Source organism: Clostridioides sp. ZZV15-6598 (genome assembly GCF_020657705.1).
Lineage (GTDB): Bacteria > Bacillota > Clostridia > Peptostreptococcales > Peptostreptococcaceae > Clostridioides > Clostridioides difficile_F.
Window position 1 is genome coordinate 1 of sequence record NZ_JAGWCS010000068.1, and the last position, 21,891, is coordinate 21,891.

Here is a 21,891-nt window from a genome sequence, read left to right on the forward strand (position 1 = left end):
CCTAAAATTCTTTAATATAAAAAGCTGTATTTCTATTTATTAATTAATGGTTAAGTAATTAATAAATAGAAATACAGCTTGAAAAGTTCGACTTTTTTACCAAGGTTATTTCACTTAATTAATGAACTATAAATTTACATTCTACCAAATGTAAGGTATGATACGATATTTCGTTTTCTGACAATATTCCTTATACCCTTCAAGCTCAGCATTAAGTAGCTTTTCTTCATCCAATGTACGAAACACAACTATTACACATAAAAAAATTGCAGCAATCATTCCCCACCATGAATTTAGTGCCAGAGGTGTAAAAAGTATAATTAATATAGCACCTAGATACATAGGATGTCGAACAACTGAATATGGCCCATTAGTAATCACCTTTTGATTGCTCATAACAGTTATAACTTTTGATGTGTATGAGTTATAGCGAAAAACAAAAAATACAATTATAAATCCAGTTAAAATAAGTACTTCTGATATTATTGTCAAAATAAGCGGAATACCAGACCAAGCAAAGCGATTATCTAGAGCTGATACACCCAGCAATCCAAATAAGAAAAGAAATCCAGCGATACTCTGACCAAGTATTTGTTGTGGACGTGTTTCCTTTGATTTGATGCGACGTTCTAGCAATACTGGATCATTAATCATCAGATAAATTGTAATCACACAAGTTGGAATGCAGAATACAGCCAGGAACATCCACCCTTGCCAAAAATCCATTGTACCAGTTAAGCCAAAAATAAGGCATGCCAAAACTAATATAAAAACAATAACTGATACACTTGCTAAAATGTATAAAGATTTTATCTTTTCTTGCATTTAAGACCTCCAGTACAGCTTTTTCCTATAAAATCAATACATTATATATAAGATAAGTATAAAAAATAATTACAATCCGATAAAAAATTAGATTACTTAAATTTTTAACATACCATAAAATTATTTGCCACCATTATTTGTTTTTGTAGCAATTTGGTGGCAAATATAATTTTTGTCCCATTTTTTTAGAAAATAATTGTATTAAAATATTTCCATTGTATGATTTTATATTTTTCAATATTTATACAGCTTTTATCATCATCTTGCCACCATCAAATACATACTCAACCATAGCATGTTCATATAAATATGTTATATAAGAGCGTATTGTACTCCCAACTAGAACATATTGATTAGCATCTAATTTAACATTATAAACATCACACATTTTTTCAATAACTTCATCAATCATAATTGGTTCACAACAAACTGTCTTAATATTAGATATTATTTCTTCCATCTTTTTCTTATTAACATCAATTAATTCCTGTATACTTGTAGTCTTTACAGAATGACTAGGAACAAAAAAATCTGCATCAAGAGTTTTCATTTTTTCCAATGTTTTGAATTGTGAATCTATATCCAACAAAAAGAAGAAATGATATTTACTAATTATATTTTCTGGTGTAAGACTGTCTGCAACAAACAAAACATTATCTGGAGTTCTAACACCAATCATTTCGAAATAATGACCAGGAAGAGAAATAGCTTCAAGTTCTGTATCTAAAATTTTTCCATTTGAAGGTATAATATAATCAACTTCACTCTCTTTTGCTAATAAAAATTTATTTTTTAATGCTTTGCTTGGATATCCTCCATACAAAAATGCTGATTCTAATATTGGATTTTCTGTAAAGTATCCTTCCATTTTAGTTGTAGCGATTTTACATTTTGTCTGATTTTTCAAATATGCATTCCCTCCTATGTGGTCTGCATTTGAATGAGTGTTTATTATTAGTTTAGGATTTAAATCATGCTCCTCTAATAATCTAAGAACTTGTCTAGCTGTATCTTTGTTATTTCCACTATCAATTAAAATTGCATTATTTCCATCTACATATACACCTATTATTGTAGGAAGTTGGATATAATATGTATTTCCTTTTATATATTCTAAAGTAAGTTTAGCCATTTTATAACCTCCCTTTAAATTTATTTTTAATTATAGCATCAATTTTCAGAAAATTCCAGTCAAATTATTTTTATAATATGTTTTTATTTTTTTTATTAAAAATTGGAAAAACTATATAATATATATTATAATCTATATATAAGGAGTGATGTTATTGAAAAAAGATAGAATAACTTTTTCAGAAATTTTAATATTAATTGTAGGCTGTATATTAATGGCAATTTCTCTTAACATGTTTTTTAATCCACATGCAATTGCTGCTGGTGGTATAACAGGTCTTGGAGTTGTTTTAAATTCATTATTTGGTGTAGAACTTTGGATCGTCAATTTAATTTTAAATATACCTCTATTCATATTTGCTTACAGAATACTTTCAAAGAAAGATTGCTTTAAAACAGTCTTAGGAATAATTTTTCTTACTATAGCACTTAAAGTTACTGCAAATATGGCTACACTAGATATTACAAATGATATGTATCTTGCAATTATATCTGGTTCTATTTTAATGGGAGTTGGTCAAGGCCTTATTTTTAGAATAAATGGCTCTACAGGTGGAACCGATTTGATGGCACTCCTATTAAATAAATATTTCCCTACACTTAGTATTCCCGTTTTGATGGGTATTGTTGACTGTGTTGTAGTTGTACTGTCAGGAATAGTAAATAAACAAGTTGAGATTGCACTTTATTCAACTGTAGCACTATACATTTTAGTAAAAGTTAGTGACTTGCTTATTGAAGGATTTAATTATTCAAAATCATTTACTATTATATCTGACCTTTCAGCAGACATAAGCAAAAGAATAATGGAAGATTTAGATAGAGGCGCAACTATTCTAAAAGGTGAAGGTGCTTATACTGGAGAAAATAAAAATGTACTTTTGGTTGTAGTTGAGAAAAAAGAAGTTGTCGAACTAAAAAAATTAGTGAAAAGTGTCGACCCCAATGCATTTATAATAATTACAGATATACATGAAGCTTTAGGAAATGGATTTAAAAAGATAGAATAATCACAAAACAAATAGCAAGCATAAATTTCAGATATAAAAAACTTATATTTTTATATCTGAAAATTGTGCTTGCTGTTTTTCATGCAATAAACAATCAAAAAAACACACCACTTAGATTTAATTTTTAATTTATCTAACTGTGCTAAATTTACATTTTTTACTAGTTTAATATCTGTGTTCTACATACTTTCCTATCAATATAAATTTAAAATAGATTAGTTACATTGACATGAATCTTTGTAAAATACATTTTAAATTATCTACTACTATAATAAGTAATTGCAATTTACATGTAAATTTCAATTACTTATCTATAAGGTTCTTTTTTATCTTACTATCAACGATAGGTATAGGAATTACCATTCCAACTATATTGATTAAAAGATTAATCAAACTTAAATATTCAGGTCTAATTTTTATAAAAATTTTGTTAAAACATACAATGATTACTAAAAATACTCCTATAATAATCCATATATTTGCTCCATAACTATGTGCATAGTCCCAAGCTTCTTGAGATTTCATTGATTGATTAGTTCTGTATCCATGAAATTTATTTATATCTTTTGGAGCCCTATACTTATATAAAAACCCCATTAAAATAATAGTTGCAGGTATTATCATATCAATAATCCAAAATATATCCATTATAATTAGCTCCCAACTTTATATAAATTTCTATACATATAATCTTATCTATAAGCAAACTAGAAGTTTTTATAATTATTATTTTCCATTATATCATTTATCAAATTTTTTAACAATTAAACGAAATATAAACTTAAGCACATATGCGATTATCAATTACAAAGTGTTTTAAAATTATACAAGACCTATATTTATAGATTATAAGATATTTATATAATAAATGATTCATAAATATAGCCAAATTGGTCTAAATATGTATATAATAAAAATAATATGATGATTATATTTAACACTGTCAATAAAACTAAAAATATTAAAAAGGAGGACTTAAAATGAGTGTTAATTTACAAAAAGGACAAAGAGTAAGTTTAGTAAAAGATGCTAATCCTGTAAAAAATTTAGTTGTAGGATTAGGGTGGGATATGAACAACCTAGGTAAAAAAAACTATGATTTAGATGCATTTGCAATAGCATTAACTAGTGAAGATAAAATGAAATCATCAAAAGACTTAGTTTATTTTGGACACCTTAAACATCCTTCTAAATCTATCATACATACTGGTGATAACTTAACTGGAAGAGGTGAAGGAGACGATGAACAAATAAATGTTAATTTAGGTGATATACCTGAATATGTACATAAAATAGTTTTCGGAGTTTCTATATACAGAGCTAAAAAAAGAAATCAAGATTTTGGCCAGATGAATAATTCTTTTATAAGGCTAGTTGATTCAAATTCTAGACAAGAATTATTTAAATATAACCTTCAAGAAGACTTTTCTGGTAAAGTAACAGTTTTGGCAGGCGAAATTTATCGCAGAAATGAAGAATGGAAATTTAATGCATTAGGAATTGGTCAAAATGAAGAGCTTCATGAATTAACTGATATATATCGTTAATACTAACTATAACAAAAAATTTATAAAAGGAGTTGTTTTAAAATGGGTATAACTTTAGCAAAAGGACAAAAAGTAAGTTTGACAAAAACTAACCCAGGTCTTAAAAAAGTAATGGTAGGATTAGGATGGGATACTAATAAATATGATGGTGGTTTTGATTTTGATTTAGATGCTTCTGCATTTTTAACTGGAGCTGATGGTAAGGTAACAAATGATGGAGATTTCATATTCTATAATAATTTAAAACATGCTTCTGGAGCAGTTGAATACCTGGGAGATAATAGAACAGGAGTTGGAGATGGTGATGATGAGCAAATAAGTGTTGACCTATCTAAAATACCACAAAACATTGCAAAGATATCATTTACTGTTACTATAAATGAAGCTGTTACAAGAAGACAAAACTTCGGACAAGTTGAAAATTCATATATAAGAATTTATAATGAAGAAACTAATGAAGAACTTATCAAATATGAATTAGGTGAGGATTTTAGTATAGAAACAGCAATAGTGGTTGCAGAGCTATATAAACATAATGAAGAATGGAAATTCAATGCATTAGGTTCTGGTTTTGAAGATGGGCTTGCAGGATTATGTGGAAATTTTGGTGTTAATATAGGATAATAATTAATTTAAAATAAAAAAGACATTTTTAAATTATATTAAATTAATTTGTTAATTTCTAAAAAAATACAAGTATTTAAAAAGTTTTCAAAATACACTTTGACCATATAATACTTAATAAAAAAAATAGAAATGTACTATTAGCCAAACTCTAATAAGGGTGTTTTCTGTTTTTAAGATTTGTCGTAGGATATTTACGTATTCTACGACTTTCTTATGCGTAAATCTTATCAACAAAATTAAAGTACAAATATCCAATTTACCACAAATACAGTATCATTATTCAGTATAATCCACTTCGAGATGTCTTGGTATTTTTTGTAGATGTAGGATGCCATCATTTCATCAATCTACAAGCTCGTCTTCTTGGCTCAAATGTTAGTAGAATACCATAATCTTTTCATTTTGTAGAATATAGGTATTTCGTTGTATAGAAAAAATATGTGTGCTATACTGAACATGAAAAATACTCTCTTGTAAAGTTTAGTTTTATGAGAGATAGGTGAAATTTATATTAACTTCGGATGCCTTTTATATGTCACGATTTTGGAAAGTGGTGAAAAAAATGGAAGATAAATTATACCTTATTGGTAAATTTGCATCTATGAACAAAGTTTCCACAAGAATGCTCCGTCACTACGATAAAATAAATTTATTGAATCCAATTTCCATTAAGGAAAATGGCTATCGATACTACAGTGAACAACAGATTGCTATCATATCAAAAATAAAATTGTTACGTGATTGCGATTTTTCATTGGATGAGATTGCACAAATATTTAAAAATGATAGTGATACTTTCTTTATGGAACAAGTAAAGTGCAAAAGAATTGACTTGAACCAGCAAGTTAGACTACACCAAAAGGCAATTAAATTATTAGAAGGATTTAGCAAAGAAAGCTGTCAAAATGACTTCGTAAATCAGTACGGTATTTCCCTTGTGCAACGAACGGAAAACACTCTATTGATTTCTAATAAAAAATTTAATTTTGAACACATAGAAACTGAATTTGATAAACTTTTTGTCTTTCTTGAAAAAAAGCATTTAAATACAAATGGATGTGCTGTATTAATAAGTTACTTTGATGAAAATAAGGAGAACAAAAACCAAGTAGGTATTCCTGTGACAGAACCCTATCAGGATGAGCAATATATCACTATTGTTCTTCCAAAGTCTAAATACATCTCCACAATTCACTATGGGGATTATTATAATATTGGATATGCATATAACAGCATTATAAGATATGCCGAGCTAAATGGTTATTCGATTGAGCATTGTTTCACTGAACGATATTTAATTGATAGCTCACATACAGCAAATCAAACTCAATATGTGACAGAAATTTCGGTTTCCATTAAAAATAGCCCTTGACATTACAATACCATATTTTTATTTATAAACCATTTAATTTCAATACTTATAATCAATATTTTTATGATAGCGTCAGTTAAATGTCAGCAAAATATTTTATCCACAATAATAAAAAGGTAGCTACTATTTATAAGTACTACCTTTTAATCTATTCATCTTATTCTTGCTAACTTTTTATCCAATTTTCTAATGCTTCCATTTTATCGCTACTTAAATCTTCGCCCTCATATAGTTTTAAAAGATCATAAGAAACATATCTTATTTCCTGAATATGTCGATTGTATGACTTGTAATACCCACTAAATCTTCACGCTCACAAGTAGCAAAATGGTATTTCAAATACAATTCAAATATTTCATTGTCCATAGCATCCACCGCTTCACTCATAAATAAGGTGCAACCATCTGATGCAACATAGTGCAATCTTGACACGTCAAATACAGACATCAAATCGTCGATGTTTTCTTTACGGACAAGTTCAAATAAATCCTTTGGCTGTGACTTGGCAACAAATGTTTTGGAATCAAGCAAGTCATTTTTAATATATTCAGCGACACTGATATTACCATTCTGTGCTATAAATATGATACAGCAGACCTAGCAGTAACGTAACATCATATTGATTGTCTGGAAAAGCAGACAAATCCATAGCATTGCCTTGAATAATGGTTATATTTTCATCTAGTTGAGTATTTTGATTGAAAATCTCTATATTATGTTCAACTAATTCTACCGCATCAACAACATATCCCTGACGTGCCAGCTAGTGGGAATCCCTCCCTGTTCCAGCTCCGATGGTCACTAGTTTTTATGTACTTCTCAATGTAATGTATTGTAGTGAGAAACTTAACTGAACCATGTTTTGATACAATCCGATTATTCTCATTGTAATTGTTATAATGATTTATTAAATATTGGTTTGTTTCCATATTGCCTTCCTTTTATAAATTAGAAATATAAATAATCTACTGTGTACATTATTTGACTAATGTGAACAAATACAACTTAATTTTCTCTCATTCTAATACATGCCTGTGGAAATGTCAAACAGCTCATTTCGTGTCATAACTTCATGTCACTATATATAAACCTTTTTTTCATTTGTACATCATTTTACCTTTTATAAATTAAATTGCTCACAACAAAAGTAAGCTTTTTATGTATGTTAATGAAATTTTATAATACAACTATAACATGTCCTATATTTTAGTATGATAATTTCCGTTCGTTTTATTATTACAACTTATACTATAGTTTTATGTGCTTTGTTAATATTTGTAATATTTTAGACACTCTTTATACTTATGTTACTGATATACTTTGATTAAGAAAAGTAAATCTAATATAAATTGATGATTATGTAAAATCATATTATAAAGGAGGTATCTACTATGAATACTTGGAATGTGTTCCTTATACTTACTGGAATAGGAAATATAATAGGAACTACAATAAGATATTTAATTAAACATAAAGCTAATTATTGCAACAAAAAATATTTAGATAAATTAGAATTAAAGTATGGAAATATAGATAGAGAAAAAGTTTTTAAACTAGAAATATTTTATCACTATTTAATAGGCTTGGAATACATAATAATGGGCTTATTAATAAGAAAATTTGATGCTGCAATAATATTAGTAACATTAGTATCTATTATAACAATAGTATCCTATTATCTAATTAGAAAGAAATATATAACTATATAAACTAAAATCAAATATTTAATTGCCACCATTTACCTAATGTCTATTATGGAGTTTTTACTCACTTTACTATATAATTCGGCATATAATCACTGTACATTATATAATTTGTACAAAGATAGTCCATAATAATATGGGCTATCTTTGTATGAACAGTCTATAATCCAGTTCTGTATTTTACAATTTTAGTATTATCTTTCCACATTCACTAACATTTTTTCAAAAATTCAGACAATATTTCATTGAACTCATCAGCATATTCCCAAAAAGCCATGTGCCCTCCTAAAATATGGAGCTTCGTATTCGGACAGAGCTTCTTCATATATGGTACGGCTACATCCTGCCAATGCTCCGCAATCATGAATTCTGTATGGCATTCTTCACTCTCATCCGCCAGTTTTGCTTCCTCTCTGTAATCTCCAGTTACACCTATTGCATATTCTGCTGATGCCAAATAATATGGCATTGTAGAACAACTCATGATGAATTCCATTTCTTCTTCTGAAAGTGTTTTTTGTATCATAACCTCATTTGTGTACTCCTTCAAAACTTCTTTGAATCCTTGAGGTGTAAGAATTACTTGTATTGTCTCACATAAGGCTTCCACACTATCTTCCACCCAATCGTCTAGATTTGTAGAAATAGCTTTTGGTGACATATCAATATTGAAAATTCCTTTAATGTGTTCTATTCCAATTTCACGGATTACGCCCCATGTTTCGTATGCACCAAAAGACCAACCAACAAGTATTACATCATTAAGACCTAAATGTTTGATAAGCCTTACAATATCCTGTGCATGTGTTGTGTGGTCAACACCAATATCTGTCACAGTAGAACGACCATGTGCTCTTGGATCGACTGCGATTACTCTGTACTCAGAAGAAAATCTGTTCACCTGTGCTTCAAAGACATCGCAAGAAAAAGTCCAACCTGGAACAAAGATAACTGGTTTTCCTTTTCCTTCATCAATATAATGGATTTCAATACCAGAAACTGTTTCAAAATATTTACCAGTCTTCATTTTAACTCCTCCATTCTTCTACCCAAAAAATAATATACCTACTTACAAATATTGCTAATTTTAGTTTATCATATTTTGTCATTTTTAATCAATTCAAATTCTTACTAAAAAAGATACACAAGAAAATTTTTAAAAAACTACAAATTCTGAGGACATCAATAACTTCAAGATATGAACTTTTATAATATTCATGATAATGTATATATCTTCACCTAAATTCGAATTCACATTGTTTTTTTGTAAAAATTTCTGTAGATGACAGTCACTACAGCACTTTCATAAATAACAAGTTATTACCTGTTGCATTTATAAATTTGCTATTGTAACAATCAATGTAACTGCTGGATAAAGCCATACTAACATGTTGTTTTTAGCATTTTCGTCCACTGTAGTAATATTACATTCTATATTTTTTCTTTCTAAATTTATCAAATTATAATTTCTAATCTTTTCTTCTTTACTTTGCTTTCCTTTTAAACAATCATAATTTAATAAATATTTTTCTAAATACTTCTCATCTCCCCAAAATATAAAATTCAACTTCAAAGGTCAATATCCCTCAAAGACTATTCGACAACTACAAAATAATCAAATTTTCACTAAAAAAAGAACTCTTGTTATTGAGTTCTTTAATATACTTTTATTGGTATTCTAAATTCTTTTGTTTCCATGTTATCAGCTGATAATACTACCTCTATATAAGCTTCTTTTTTAAGTACAAAACAATTTTTAAAATTAAATTGTTCTATTCTAAAATTTATTCCTTTATGAATTGTAGTATTATCTTTTGGATGCCATCTAAGCTCTTTATTTATTTGTTCAAAATTATTATTTTCTCCAATATCTACTTCCATATTAATAAATTTCAAACTTAATATAGGACTTTTTGCAACAATCGTACTTTTGTTTTCTATTACAAAATCAACTAAATTATCGCTATTAATTTTAGCATAAATATCAGATTTATCATCTACAATACTTGAATTAAGTCTAATATATCCATTACCATCTTCATAATAATCACCAGCCATATTATTCTCATTATTTCTTCTATATTTTAATATCAATTTAGCTTGTTTATTAGATTCCATAAAAGCTATAATTGATATAATCAAGGCTACTATTGATGCAAACGAGGCAATCACAGAAATTATATTTACATAGTTACCAAGAAATTCATTAAACTGATTGAGCATATCTTTTTCTCCTTAAAAACATTACTTTATCTTATTATAGTTGTATAATATTTTTTACATTTATTTTTAATTTATTACACAAACTTCTTATATAAAAAAAGACCATCTATTAAGATGATTCTCTAGACTAAGTATCTATGTTTTTGTTTATACTCTGTAACAGCATCATTTCATGCTTCTTGCTCTCTTATTCCTTTTTCTCTAGCAATTCTTTGTGCTATTTTTCTAACTAATTCAGCACTTTTTAATATTCCTATACTAACCACTTCCTTATCTCTATCCTATATTATACCATATAATAAAGAATAAAGCTAATTCCTATTAAGTTCTTTATTCTATTTCATAAATTCAAAAACTTAACCCCATAATATATTTATCATTCTCTTTTTAATTCATTATATAAAAAAAGATCATCTACTAAGATGACCTTTTAACTTATTCTATTTCTCATCTTTACACCAATTCCTGTCAGTCTTACCCTTTATATAAGTTCTAACTATTTCACCACAATCTAAACATAGATCAGAATATGTTTTAGATACTTTAGATGAAAATCTTGTATTGTATTCTAAACCTGTTCTATATATAACAAATCCTGCTTCACTTACTGTAGAGATACCTTGTTCTATATTTTCGCTACCACAATTAGGACATTTCATAGTTACCCCCCTTGTTTGCTATTTACTTATGTACTAGTTTATTCCTTAATTTCTCTTTTAAATACGGCCAACCCTTCAATCCAATTTATCTGAAATAAATCCCAGCCATCTTTTCCTAATCTATAAAAATGACATTTTAATCTATTTTTTTATGTTCTTTATTCTCTTTATCTGCCAATCCTTATCAGTATCTTCCATTATGTATGTTCTAACTATTTCACCACAATCCAAACATAAATCAGAATATACGGTTGCTGCTCCTAGTAAACTGTATCTTAGTCCAACATTACCAGTATTCCCTTTTCCTCCCCATTTAATATTTTTTTGAATTTTCTCACTACCACAGTTAGTACATTTCATGTTTATACCTCCTAGTAATTATTTTCTTTCATATTACCATAATATATAAAAAAGACCTAGAAATTAATCTAAGTCTTTATTTTCCATATTAACTACATAGTTTGCTGCAAGTATAACTCCTCTTAATTAATAAATCTTCATCAGTAACTCCTGAATTCACTAACTATCCCTTTCCCTTCTCTTCTTGAACATCATAAACATTATATATTAATATTAAATTGGCTTTTTTATTGGATTTTTTAGAGAGTGTATTCCATCCATTAGTACTTTAGAATCTATTTTTAAATATCTAGAATATATCCAAACAATTGGACTACGAATTCTACCTCTAGAGCAAGCAATTATTATTTTTTTACTATTGTTATTGCTGATAAATAGGAGCCTATCTTTTATTCTTTTACGATTTTTTATTAAACCATATAAGACAATAATTCCTGCAATGGGTTTATTCCTATGCAGGAAGTCATATTCTTTTTCATTAATAACAGAGATATTATGTTCTAATTTAGCTATGCTACCATATTCTGTTGGTGTACGTACATCAACAGTTACTTCATCAACGATTTCACTATGTTTTATTAGATATTGTGGACATAATTTTTTCATGTATACATCTAAAGTCTGCATAAGTATATCTCCTTAATTCTTTGCATAATATATTAATTTATTATACTATAAAACAAGTCCACTCTTACAGCCGTTTATTAATATAAATTTATAATTATTCTAAAAACATTTTAAATATATCATAGGATTTATATGAAAATTTTACTTGAGCTTAATTGAATCTTTAAATGATTGCTTTCATAAGGTTTTATATCTTCCAAATTAAGTTAAACAACTTCTATTTTATCCACTTTAAGAACTCTTGTTTTTATCATAATTATATAAAAAAAGACCATCTACTAAGATGACCTTTTGACTTAATCTATTTTTATAAAGTTTTTACAGCAGTTCCATATGCAAATATTTCAACAACTTGTTTTTTACTTGCAAATCCATCTGCCACAGCAATACGATACTCAAATTGACAATTAATTACAGCATTACCACCTAATTGTTCACATTTTTTCTTTAACTGTTCCTTTACTCCTTTAAACGCTGAGTTTGGGTCTGCACTTCTAAAAATCCCTTCCTTGTGAGAGTCTATTGCAAATATAGCATCTATAACCCCATATTCTTCTTTAATATCTCCAGTGCTTATAATCATATTTATATCCTCCAATACCTTTTTCTTTAATAATAGTCTAAACTATATTATATTTCAACAAAATCAATAATACTTTTTCTTAATTGTCTTTCTTCCATAAACAATTTATCTGATATTTGAAACTATTCAAATTTATTTATATACCTAAATTTTATTATCTATCTTTCTACATATCTTAAATTATTTATGGCTATATCCAAAGTCTTTTTTATTTCCATTGTTGTGTATAATTCAATTTCTTTTTCAGTTTTTTATCTTCAATAGAAACTAATCTATCCTCAATTTTATTACTTATATTATAAGCCTTACTACCGCCAAGAGATTTTGTTGCTACTCTCTTAACTTATTTTATAATACTCTCACACTCTATATTGAATAAGCTCTTTCAGATAGCAAATATATGTTATTTGCATTTGCATAAGATTGATTAGAGTATCCCATTTCCAAACTTAGTTATTTTAAATAACTTGGTCACACAGAACGACTCATTTTTATATCTAAAATATCTATACCATCTTTAAATCTTTTTATATTATTATTTATAAGCTCATTCACATGCTTAAGCTCTCTATTATGTATCTTAACTATATCCTTACTGACATTACTTTCTTACCTTTCCAAATCCACCTTCATCCTGAAACTTTTAGTTTTTACTGGTATTTCTTCTTTCTTTTCTATATATTTGAACAGAAGTTTTCCAAGTATTTATCCCTGCTACTGCTGACACATCACTCCCCTATATTCCTAATTACCTATTTTTAAGCCAATCAATTTTATCTATATTTTTAGTATCAGTTACTACAAAAGCATCTAAATATTTTCTACGACTTGAATTTTTATTCATTTTATGATTTACTCCTTAGCAATAGTTTTTTTACTTGTATTGCTTACTTTGACCAGCACTTTTTTATTGAAATAAACTTACTAAACATATCGCAAATAAACCTATCATTATTAAAGTTGTCATTTTATTTCCTCCTAAAGTTATGGTAGATATGAAAAGAAAAAGGATGCTGAGAAACATTTAATTGAAATAAAATCTGCTATAAGTTCGTTGGTTCAAGCAATATAACATTTTTAGATAGATACTATAAATACATAAGTGATAGAGAGTGCGACTTTTCTCCTAATACTGTTAGAGGCAGAAAAAACATAATTAAAAATCAACAAGAATGCTTATAATTGCTTTTTATTTGCTGTTGACATTAACACAGTGTCAAAGCTTATCCTGTCTTTAGGACATAAAAACAGGAGGATTCTTATGAAAAAAATAGCTGCAATACTTGCACTGCTTTTGTACTGTGCCATATCCGCAAATAACGAAATATCAAAAGACAAGCAATCCCATATGAAGGAAACCAAAATGACCTATACAATGCCAGCAGAGGATTTACCCCATGAAGGCACATGGCTCACATGGCCACATCCATATACCTATGGAATAGAATATCAAAATGAGTTAGAAGATATTTGGGTTCAAATGACACAGGCACTCCACATCGCTGAAAAAGTTCATATTGTTGCATATAACAAAAAAGAACAGGCACGAATTGAAAAACTGCTTTTAGCTGATGGAGTTGATATGAGCCAAATTGACTTTGTTATTTCAAAGTCTAATGATGTCTGGATTCGAGACACTGGTCCAATTTTTGTTTTTGATGAAAACAATAAGTTGATGATTGCGGACTTTTGCTTTGACGGTTGGGGTAAAAAGGTCAAATTTAAAAACGACAACCAAATTCCTGTTGCTGTAGGAATACAAAAAAACATTCCTGTCATCAATATCTCTGATTTTGTACTTGAAGGTGGTTCTATTGAAATAGATGGTAATGGCACACTGATAGCAAGCCTTAGTTCCGTTGTCAGCAAAAATAGAAACCAGAATCTTACTGTGAAACAGGCTGAGGAATATCTGTTCCAGTATCTTGGTGTAACAAATTTCATATGGCTTGAAGGAGTCACTGATGAGGATATCACCGACGCACACATTGATGGAATAGCTCGCTTTCTTGATAATCACACCATTTTAACAGTGTCAAAGGATGATTTTTTAGAACTTTATGAAAACATCAACATGAATGATTATAGTACTATACAAAATGCCAAAAATGCAAGTGGTGAACCTTATGAAATTGTGGAACTCCCTCTAACTAAAAAAAACGTAAAGGGACTGGATTACAAAGGTTCTTACTTGAATTACTATATTGGAAACAAGGTCGTACTTGTACCAGTATATGATGATGAAAATGATGATGTTGCATTAGAAATCATATCAAAGCTTTATCCTAAAAAGAAAATTGTTCCAATAAAAGTGAACGCCCTTTTTCAATATGGAGGAATGATTCATTGTGTAACACAGCAGCAACCAGTGAGTAAATAGCAAAATATTTGCTGTGATTTTGATATAGAAAAAAATTGCAAAATATACTAGTTTTGCAGTTAAAAGTTTTACCCACGATTACGAACAATTTACTGGAGTCTTGCTTTTTATCTAAACTTCGAGATTAACTATATAATCAACATAATCAAAAACCATGCTACCGATTTTTAGGCTAGTAGTATGGTTTTTGTCAACTATAATGCTAAATTTTCTTTTTTTGCTACTTAAAGACATCCTAAAGTCTTTCATAGTAACACTCCTCTTAACTAATTTTTTTATATTTAATTTTAATACTTACCTAAACTTATACTTTATCTAAAATTAAACACAATAAAAATAGCCATAAATAAGTAAAAAAAGAACCTTTTAAATCTATTTAAAGGCTCTAAAATAATTAGCTAATAGTATAATCTAAAATTACTTACAACTTTTATGTACTAAATTATGCCAAAATTAGCTTTAACGCACTCCAAACAAGTATCAGTGCCATAAGAGTGTTAAACACCCTGTAATATTTGTTTATATATTTTTTCAAAAGTCCTCCTGCTAGAGCCCATGTTATTGTTCCAGAGATTCCTACAATAGAACTACAAATAGCAGTTACCAATAAAAATACAATCGACTTTGACACAGGAATTACATATCCCATATAAACAGTGATACCATACAAAATAATTTTGACATTGACAAATTGTAGAATAAACCCTGACCAAAAAGATTTTGTTTGTGTTTTATTTTCATCACTTGGCCTACTCTTAGCAACATGAATTGCCAAATAGATAATATATACAGCCCCTATGTATTTCATGGTATCAATTAATGTTGGAACAAACTTTGACAATCCAAAACATCCTAAAGCACATATAATCATGACACACACAAATCCAGCACTAATACCTATAATCATTGATTTTCCTTTTTGCCATCCATTATTACTTATTGTATTTAATGCAAGAATGTTATTTGGCCCTGGTGTAAAACCTGTTACAAAAGCATAAGGCAAAAAAGATAATAAAATTTCACTCAACACTTGTAATCACACTCCTTTTATATTATAATACTTTAAATTAAAGATTTAAACAAATCGAAATATTTAAAGTTATACTTTAAAATTATTGAACTATATAGGAGGAAAACATGTATCTTAAATATCTTCAAACTTTTAAGACTATTGTTGAAGAAGGTAGCTTTTCAAAAGCAGCAGATAGACTGAATTACACACAATCAACAATAACTTTCCAAGTACAACAATTAGAACAGGAATTATCTGTGCATCTTTTCGAAAAAATTGGAAGAAGGATGGTATTGACTAAGGTAGGAGAAAATCTAATCCCATATGTTAATGAAGTACTATCTTCATTTGATAAAATGAAAAATTTTGGTACAGACCTTTCTGAATTACGAGGTGATTTACATATCGCAATCGCCGAAACACTACTTTGTTATAAAATACCTGCAATACTAAAACAGTTCCATGAACTTGCACCAAATGCTCGCTTGTTTCTTCGCTCAATGAATTGCTATGATATAAGAGATTCATTACTATCAGGAAGTATTGATTTGGGGTTATTTTATCAAGATATTGGTGGAATTGGAAATTCTATTTATACCTATCCAGTTGGCGAATATTCACTTACATTAGTGTCTTCACCAAAGATAAAAAATCAGTTTCCAGATTTTATTACTCCAAATCAACAATTAAAAATACCATTTATAATAGATGAGAATAACTGCATCTTTAGACAGATATTTGAGACATATTTACGAGAAAAGGATATTACTTTAGACCATACAATTGAACTTTGGAGTATCCCAACAATTAAAAATTTAGTAAAAAATGATATGGGTATATCTTATCTTCCTACATTTACAATAGAAAGTGAAATTAAATTAGGAGATTTATGTGAAATAAAAACAGATTTAAATAGTAAAACTATCACAGCTGTCTGTGCCCATCATAAGAATAAATGGATTAGTCCTCTTATGCAGTTATTTATTGATTTAGTTACTGCAAATGAAAAGTAGTAAAGCAATAAATATGTATTAAAACAATAAATATGATATAATAACCACTTGACTTCTCAATTTAAAACTTTGTAGTTATAAATATACTTTAGATATGAAAAAGAAGGTAACAACTATACTTAGTTGCTACCTCCTAACCTTTTTTCTCATTTCTTTTTTACCAAACTCTACTGAAATATCAAAAAATGATGATATATTCTCAGTAAAAAACTTATTTTTATGATATGCAATATCAAATGTTCTGCATAATTTAATGCCTTCAATATCACAAGACCATAAAAGATTTTTCTTTAAATACTCTTCTACAAGAAGTTCAGATATAACAGCAATTCCAAAATTATCTGTAACTGCTCTCAGGATAGCTTCAGAATTATAACATGACCATCTAATATTCATTGGTATTTTTAATTCTTTCAATTGATTTTCTAGTTGCGCTCTTGTTCCACTTCCCAGTTCACGCATAATTAATGGCTGGTTTGAAAGTTCTGAAACTTCTACTGAATCTCGCTTGTAAAATTTATGCTTATTAGAACATATGAGTACAAGATGGTCCTTAATAATGCTTTTTATCACAATATCTGGATGATTAATCTTACCTTCTACAATTGCAATATCTAATTCACTATTAAGTAATTTTTTTGCAATTAAACTTGTATCTTCAACAAATACTTCAGGTTCTACCAAAGGATTTCTCTTATATAATTCTAATATTATTGGACTTATTACACAAGTACCAACAGTTACTGTCGCTCCAACTCTTATTCGAATATTTTTAGCACAATGTTTCATACAATCAATCATCTCTTCATTTATAGATAAAAGATGCTTGCCGTATCCTAGAAGCTTTTTTCCTGCTTCAGTTAGGTATAGTTTTTTTGAAATCCTATCAAACAATTTAACTCCATACTCTTTTTCTATTTCCGAAATAGCTTGACTAACCGATGACTGTGTAATATACATATTTCTTGCGACTTCACTCATTTTACCACATTCAGCAACCCTCACAAATATCTCAAGGCTACGAATAGTCATATTATCACGACCTTACCAAATATTAGTAAATACTTATGATTTTATTAACATTTTAGTATTTTACAAATACATTGTCAAGAACTATAATTTTAGCATAGAGTTATAAAAAGGATTGGAGTGTGATATTGTGAAAGTATTAATTATAGGTGGAGTTGCTGCTGGAACAAAAACTGCTGCAAAAATAAAACGTGAAATGGGTGACAATTGCTCTGTTACAATCCTCAATAAAGGCGAACATATTTCTTACGCAGGTTGTGGTTTACCATATTATGTTGGTAAGGTTATTGAAGATAAATCATCTCTAATAGTAAATACACCTGAAAGTTTTTCTAAATTAACAGGAGCAGAAGTTCGCTGTGGAGTTGAAGTTACATCTATTGATAGAAAATCAAAACAAGTAATTTTAAAAAATATTTCAACAGGAGAAGAAGAAACTATCAGTTATGATAAACTTGTAGTTGCCACAGGAGCAGATCCAATAAAGCCACCAATACCTGGAATCGACTTATCTGGAGTATTCTTCATGCGTACTCCAAATGATGCAATAGCATTAAGAGATACTGTAGAAGATGGAGTCAAGAGAGCTGTTGTTATTGGTGGAGGCTTTATTGGTCTTGAAATTGCTGAAAATCTTTCTGCTATGGGTATACGTGTAAGTGTTATTGATATGGCTGAACATGTTATGCCTGGATTTGATACTGATTTTGCTGAATATGTTGAAAATCACCTAGCTGATAAAGGTATTATGGTTTTCACAGGCGACCAAGTTATAGGTATTGAAGGTGAAAATAAAGTAGAAAAACTTCGTACCAAAAATAGAGTTATTAAAACAGATTTAGTGGTTATGTCAGTTGGAATTCATCCTAATACAGCCTTTTTAAAGAATACGGATTTAGAATTTGCTCCAAATAAAACACTTATAGCAGATGAATTTATGCTTACAACTGATGAAAATATATATGTAGTTGGGGATTGTGCTTTTGTAAAAAATGCTTTGACAGATAAACCTACATGGTCACCTATGGGTTCATCTGCAAATCATGAAGGTAGAATTTGTGCTCAAAATATAGCTGGAAAATCTAAAACTTATAAAGGTGTTCTTGGAACAACTGTAGTCAAATTACCAGAGCTTAATGTAGGAAAAACAGGCTTAAGTAAAGAATCAGCTAAAAAAGAAGGCTATGATGTTTGTTCTGTAACTATAGCTACTGATGATAAGGCTCATTATTATCCAGGGGCATCTAATTTTATAATAAGAATGGTCGCTGAAAAAGATACTAGAAAGTTATTAGGTGTTCAAGTTATGGGCCCTGGTGCAACTGATAAGATAGTAGATATAGCTGCTACTGCAATAACTCTAGGAGCTGACCTTTATTCATTAGAAAGTATGGATCTTGCATATGCACCACCTTTCTCAACAGCTATTCATCCTTTTGTAGTAGCAGTAAATGTGTTACAAAATAAGCTCAATGGAGAACTTGATAGTGTTTTACTTGATGAAATTGAAGATTTTGATAGCTGGACTAAACTTGATGTTTCAAAGGCTCCTTCTGTTCCTAACCTACGTTATTTACCTGTTGGTGAAATTAATGGAGAAATTGAAGGTCTTTCTAAAGATGAAAAGATTCTTCTTATATGTGCAAAAGGGAAAAATAGCTACATGGCTCAAAATCGTTTAAGACGATTTGGTTATACAAATACAAAAGTCCTTGAAGGTGGAATACTATTTTATCCAAATCTTAAAGTAATGGAGGATTAATTATGAATAATATTACAGCAGAGCAAAAAAAGGAATTAAAAGGCAGAGGTTTTTTACCAAGTAGAGATGGAGAACATTTTGCTGCACGTATAATAACTGTAAATGGAGTAATCAATACCTCACAAACAAAAAAGATTGCTGAGGCTGCTGAAAAATTTGGAAATGGTCAAGTAGCATTTACTACTAGATTAACAGTAGAATTACCTGGTGTAAAGTTTGAAGATATTGAAGCCTTAAGTGAATTTATTGCTAGTGAAAATTTAATCACAGGTGGAACAGGTTCAAGAGTTCGTCCTGTTGTAGCATGTAAGGGAACTGTTTGTGTCCATGGATTGATTGATACACAAGCACTAGCTGCTGAAATTCATCAAGAATTTTATAAAGGGTGGTATGATGTAAAGTTACCTCATAAATTTAAAATTGGTGTTGGTGGATGCCCTAATAATTGTATTAAACCTGACTTAAATGACCTTGGAATTGTTGGTCAACGTGTACCTGATTATGATCCTGAAATATGTGTTGGATGCAAAAAATGTTCTGTTATGGAAGTCTGTCCTGTCAAAGCAGCTAAATTAACAGATAAAGGAAAGCTTGAAATAGATAATAATTTATGTAATAACTGTGGTAAATGTATAGAAAGTTGTAATTTTGATAGTATTGAAGAAAAAGAATCTGGCTACAAAATATACATAGGAGGAAAATGGGGCAAATCTGTTCGAGCTGGAACACAAATTGATAAACTATTTTCAAAAGAAGAACTTATGACTTTAATTGAAAAAGCTCTTCTTTTATTTAGAGAACAAGGTAAGACAGGTGAACGTTTCGGAATTACTATTGACCGAATTGGTGCTGATAAATTTATAGAAATGCTTTTATCAGATTCTGTATTGGAAAGAAAACAAGCTATACTTGATGCTCCTTTACACCTTAAAGGTGGAGCTCAGTGTTAATAATAAGTATTTTTAATTTGATTTTTAAAAGTATGTTTAGTGTATATAAACAATCTATATAAAAATAATAAAGTAATTATATGCCAGATAGATATAGACACAAAGGATTTATAAAGATACCTTTTTAATACATCTTTATAAATCCTTTCTTTATCAAAACTGTATACTTATTTTATTCTAATTATATAAAAATATATAATAAATAAAAAGAGTTAATAATAAGAAATAACTATTTTATCTTCATATTTTTATTGACTTTATATAATTTATTAATGAATATATCTATAACAAATTCGTAAATTATTGATTTAATTTATATTTATATATATTAGAACTTTTTTTAATATTTTTTTAGATAATTTTATATATAAACTATCACACAATAAAAAGACCTAGATATTAATCCAAGTCTTTTAGTATTAAATTAATTTTGAATTGTATTAATTGAAAAGTTTACTATGCCACTATTTCCATTTTCATTTACAACCAAATACCAAGTTCCTGTATTAGGAACTTTCATTCTGCATGGAGTTTTCTTGGCAAATCCACCGTAATAATCATAGTTTCTTTGATTTTTAAATTTAACATAATTTATATGATCTAATAATATCACATTAGCTTGTTTCTCCAAATTTACTTCTACAATATCCCCTTTTTTCAGATGCATCTTACTATAGCTATATTCCATTTAATTAACCCTCCACAATTGAATAACTTTTCTTATTTATTACATATTAGTCCTCTATATCTGAAAATTTATTTAAAATATTATAAATACTATATAATTACATGGTTAACCAGCTCTAACCTTATCGACTACAACCCAAAGTTTATTTAAAATATTATTAGCAACAATTTTTCCATCCCATATTGCTTTTTCATCCTTATTTTCTAACAAAGCATAATACCCAGAGTCAGAACTTTCATCTTTATAGATTGTAACATAAAATTCTTCATCACTATATCCAGGTCTATCTTTAAAGTTTTCAGATATTTTACATTTTATTATATATCCTTCTAATTCTTCCTCTATAAACAAATTAATTCCTCCAATCTCTATATTTTTACTAATTATACC

General features: G+C 28.5%; 26 protein-coding genes. 9 read left to right on the plus strand and 17 right to left on the minus strand.

Features of this window, described 5'->3' with window-relative positions; genetic code table 11:
• Nucleotides 1–141 precede the first annotated feature (141 nt).
• The gene (locus KGF50_RS13330) at nt 142–825 is read right to left on the minus strand and encodes a methyltransferase family protein (RefSeq protein ID WP_227848499.1); all 684 of its coding nucleotides are present in this window, start codon (nt 823–825) and stop codon (nt 142–144) included.
• 241 nt (nt 826–1,066) lie between these two features.
• A complete protein-coding gene (locus KGF50_RS13335; RefSeq protein ID WP_227848500.1) occupies nt 1,067–1,957 on the minus strand; it encodes an MBL fold metallo-hydrolase in 891 nt (296 codons plus the stop codon).
• 148 nt (nt 1,958–2,105) lie between these two features.
• On the opposite strand from KGF50_RS13335, the gene KGF50_RS13340 reads away from it, so the two are divergent.
• A complete protein-coding gene (locus KGF50_RS13340; protein WP_227848501.1) occupies nt 2,106–2,966 on the plus strand; it encodes a YitT family protein in 861 nt (286 codons plus the stop codon).
• 303 nt (nt 2,967–3,269) lie between these two features.
• On the opposite strand, the gene KGF50_RS13345 is transcribed toward KGF50_RS13340, so the two are convergent.
• Nucleotides 3,270–3,614: an SdpI family protein gene (locus KGF50_RS13345; protein WP_227848502.1), complete on the minus strand. Its 345-nt coding sequence runs from the start codon at nt 3,612–3,614 to the stop codon at nt 3,270–3,272.
• Between the two features lie 332 nt (nt 3,615–3,946).
• Here KGF50_RS13345 and KGF50_RS13350 point away from each other — a divergent pair, with 332 nt between their 5' ends.
• The 3 genes from KGF50_RS13350 (at nt 3,947) to KGF50_RS13360 (ending at nt 6,512) form a co-directional block, all read left to right on the plus strand.
• Entirely contained in the window at nt 3,947–4,513 is a 567-nt protein-coding gene (locus tag KGF50_RS13350) for a TerD family protein (RefSeq protein ID WP_227848503.1), read from the plus strand.
• A gap of 42 nt (nt 4,514–4,555) precedes the next feature.
• Nucleotides 4,556–5,137: a TerD family protein gene (locus KGF50_RS13355; protein ID WP_227848504.1), complete on the plus strand. Its 582-nt coding sequence runs from the start codon at nt 4,556–4,558 to the stop codon at nt 5,135–5,137.
• Between the two features lie 565 nt (nt 5,138–5,702).
• Nucleotides 5,703–6,512: a MerR family transcriptional regulator gene (locus tag KGF50_RS13360; RefSeq protein ID WP_227848505.1), complete on the plus strand. Its 810-nt coding sequence runs from the start codon at nt 5,703–5,705 to the stop codon at nt 6,510–6,512.
• A gap of 258 nt (nt 6,513–6,770) precedes the next feature.
• Here KGF50_RS13360 and KGF50_RS22565 read toward each other — a convergent pair whose 3' ends face one another.
• Both KGF50_RS22565 and KGF50_RS22570 read right to left on the minus strand, forming a co-directional pair.
• Entirely contained in the window at nt 6,771–6,959 is a 189-nt protein-coding gene (locus tag KGF50_RS22565; protein WP_413926820.1) for a hypothetical protein, read from the minus strand.
• Nucleotides 6,960–7,074: 115 nt separating this feature from the next.
• Nucleotides 7,075–7,275: a class I SAM-dependent methyltransferase gene (locus tag KGF50_RS22570; RefSeq protein WP_413926821.1), complete on the minus strand. Its 201-nt coding sequence runs from the start codon at nt 7,273–7,275 to the stop codon at nt 7,075–7,077.
• A 628-nt stretch (nt 7,276–7,903) separates the two neighbouring features.
• Here KGF50_RS22570 and KGF50_RS13370 point away from each other — a divergent pair.
• Nucleotides 7,904–8,221, plus strand: a complete 318-nt coding sequence (locus KGF50_RS13370; protein ID WP_227848506.1) for a hypothetical protein — start codon at nt 7,904–7,906, stop codon at nt 8,219–8,221.
• Between the two features lie 205 nt (nt 8,222–8,426).
• On the opposite strand, the gene KGF50_RS13375 is transcribed toward KGF50_RS13370, so the two are convergent.
• The 7 genes from KGF50_RS13375 to KGF50_RS13405 form a co-directional block, all read right to left on the minus strand.
• Entirely contained in the window at nt 8,427–9,242 is an 816-nt protein-coding gene (locus KGF50_RS13375; protein ID WP_227848507.1) for an alpha/beta fold hydrolase, read from the minus strand.
• A 306-nt stretch (nt 9,243–9,548) separates the two neighbouring features.
• Nucleotides 9,549–9,782, minus strand: coding sequence for a hypothetical protein (locus KGF50_RS13380; protein WP_227848508.1), 234 nt, complete (start codon nt 9,780–9,782; stop codon nt 9,549–9,551).
• 89 nt (nt 9,783–9,871) lie between these two features.
• On the minus strand, nt 9,872–10,438 hold the full coding sequence (locus KGF50_RS13385; RefSeq protein WP_227848509.1) for a hypothetical protein: 567 nt from the start codon (nt 10,436–10,438) through the stop codon (nt 9,872–9,874).
• 440 nt (nt 10,439–10,878) lie between these two features.
• Nucleotides 10,879–11,097 carry a hypothetical protein gene (locus KGF50_RS13390; RefSeq protein WP_227848510.1) on the minus strand — a complete coding sequence of 73 codons (219 nt, stop codon included), beginning with the start codon at nt 11,095–11,097 and terminating at the stop codon, nt 10,879–10,881.
• 141 nt (nt 11,098–11,238) lie between these two features.
• Nucleotides 11,239–11,457, minus strand: a complete 219-nt coding sequence (locus tag KGF50_RS13395; RefSeq protein ID WP_227848511.1) for a hypothetical protein — start codon at nt 11,455–11,457, stop codon at nt 11,239–11,241.
• A gap of 213 nt (nt 11,458–11,670) precedes the next feature.
• Nucleotides 11,671–12,084, minus strand: a complete 414-nt coding sequence (locus tag KGF50_RS13400; RefSeq protein ID WP_227848512.1) for a hypothetical protein — start codon at nt 12,082–12,084, stop codon at nt 11,671–11,673.
• A 307-nt stretch (nt 12,085–12,391) separates the two neighbouring features.
• Complete coding sequence (locus KGF50_RS13405; protein ID WP_169468902.1) at nt 12,392–12,667, minus strand: heavy metal-binding domain-containing protein; 276 nt, start codon at nt 12,665–12,667, stop codon at nt 12,392–12,394.
• A 1,261-nt stretch (nt 12,668–13,928) separates the two neighbouring features.
• On the opposite strand from KGF50_RS13405, the gene KGF50_RS13410 reads away from it, so the two are divergent.
• Nucleotides 13,929–15,047: an agmatine deiminase family protein gene (locus tag KGF50_RS13410; protein ID WP_227848513.1), complete on the plus strand. Its 1,119-nt coding sequence runs from the start codon at nt 13,929–13,931 to the stop codon at nt 15,045–15,047.
• A gap of 111 nt (nt 15,048–15,158) precedes the next feature.
• On the opposite strand, the gene KGF50_RS13415 is transcribed toward KGF50_RS13410, so the two are convergent.
• On the minus strand, nt 15,159–15,296 hold the full coding sequence (locus KGF50_RS13415; RefSeq protein WP_227848514.1) for a hypothetical protein: 138 nt from the start codon (nt 15,294–15,296) through the stop codon (nt 15,159–15,161).
• 193 nt (nt 15,297–15,489) lie between these two features.
• Entirely contained in the window at nt 15,490–16,074 is a 585-nt protein-coding gene (locus KGF50_RS13420) for a LysE family transporter (RefSeq protein ID WP_227848515.1), read from the minus strand.
• Nucleotides 16,075–16,184: 110 nt separating this feature from the next.
• On the opposite strand from KGF50_RS13420, the gene KGF50_RS13425 reads away from it, so the two are divergent.
• Nucleotides 16,185–17,072 (plus strand): LysR family transcriptional regulator, encoded by an 888-nt coding sequence (locus tag KGF50_RS13425; protein ID WP_227848516.1) that lies wholly within the window; start codon nt 16,185–16,187, stop codon nt 17,070–17,072.
• 126 nt (nt 17,073–17,198) lie between these two features.
• Here KGF50_RS13425 and KGF50_RS13430 read toward each other — a convergent pair whose 3' ends face one another.
• Entirely contained in the window at nt 17,199–18,104 is a 906-nt protein-coding gene (locus KGF50_RS13430) for a LysR family transcriptional regulator (protein ID WP_227848517.1), read from the minus strand.
• 127 nt (nt 18,105–18,231) lie between these two features.
• Here KGF50_RS13430 and KGF50_RS13435 point away from each other — a divergent pair, with 127 nt between their 5' ends.
• Nucleotides 18,232–19,863: an FAD-dependent oxidoreductase gene (locus KGF50_RS13435; RefSeq protein WP_227848518.1), complete on the plus strand. Its 1,632-nt coding sequence runs from the start codon at nt 18,232–18,234 to the stop codon at nt 19,861–19,863.
• Between the two features lie 2 nt (nt 19,864–19,865).
• Nucleotides 19,866–20,813, plus strand: coding sequence for a 4Fe-4S dicluster domain-containing protein (locus tag KGF50_RS13440; RefSeq protein ID WP_227848519.1), 948 nt, complete (start codon nt 19,866–19,868; stop codon nt 20,811–20,813).
• 424 nt (nt 20,814–21,237) lie between these two features.
• Here the strand turns inward: KGF50_RS13440 and KGF50_RS13445 are convergent, their stop codons facing one another.
• Both KGF50_RS13445 and KGF50_RS13450 read right to left on the minus strand, forming a co-directional pair.
• Nucleotides 21,238–21,501, minus strand: coding sequence for a DUF1883 domain-containing protein (locus KGF50_RS13445; RefSeq protein WP_227828524.1), 264 nt, complete (start codon nt 21,499–21,501; stop codon nt 21,238–21,240).
• A 105-nt stretch (nt 21,502–21,606) separates the two neighbouring features.
• Nucleotides 21,607–21,891: hypothetical protein (locus tag KGF50_RS13450; protein ID WP_227848520.1), on the minus strand; the 285-nt coding region annotated here is incomplete at its 5' end.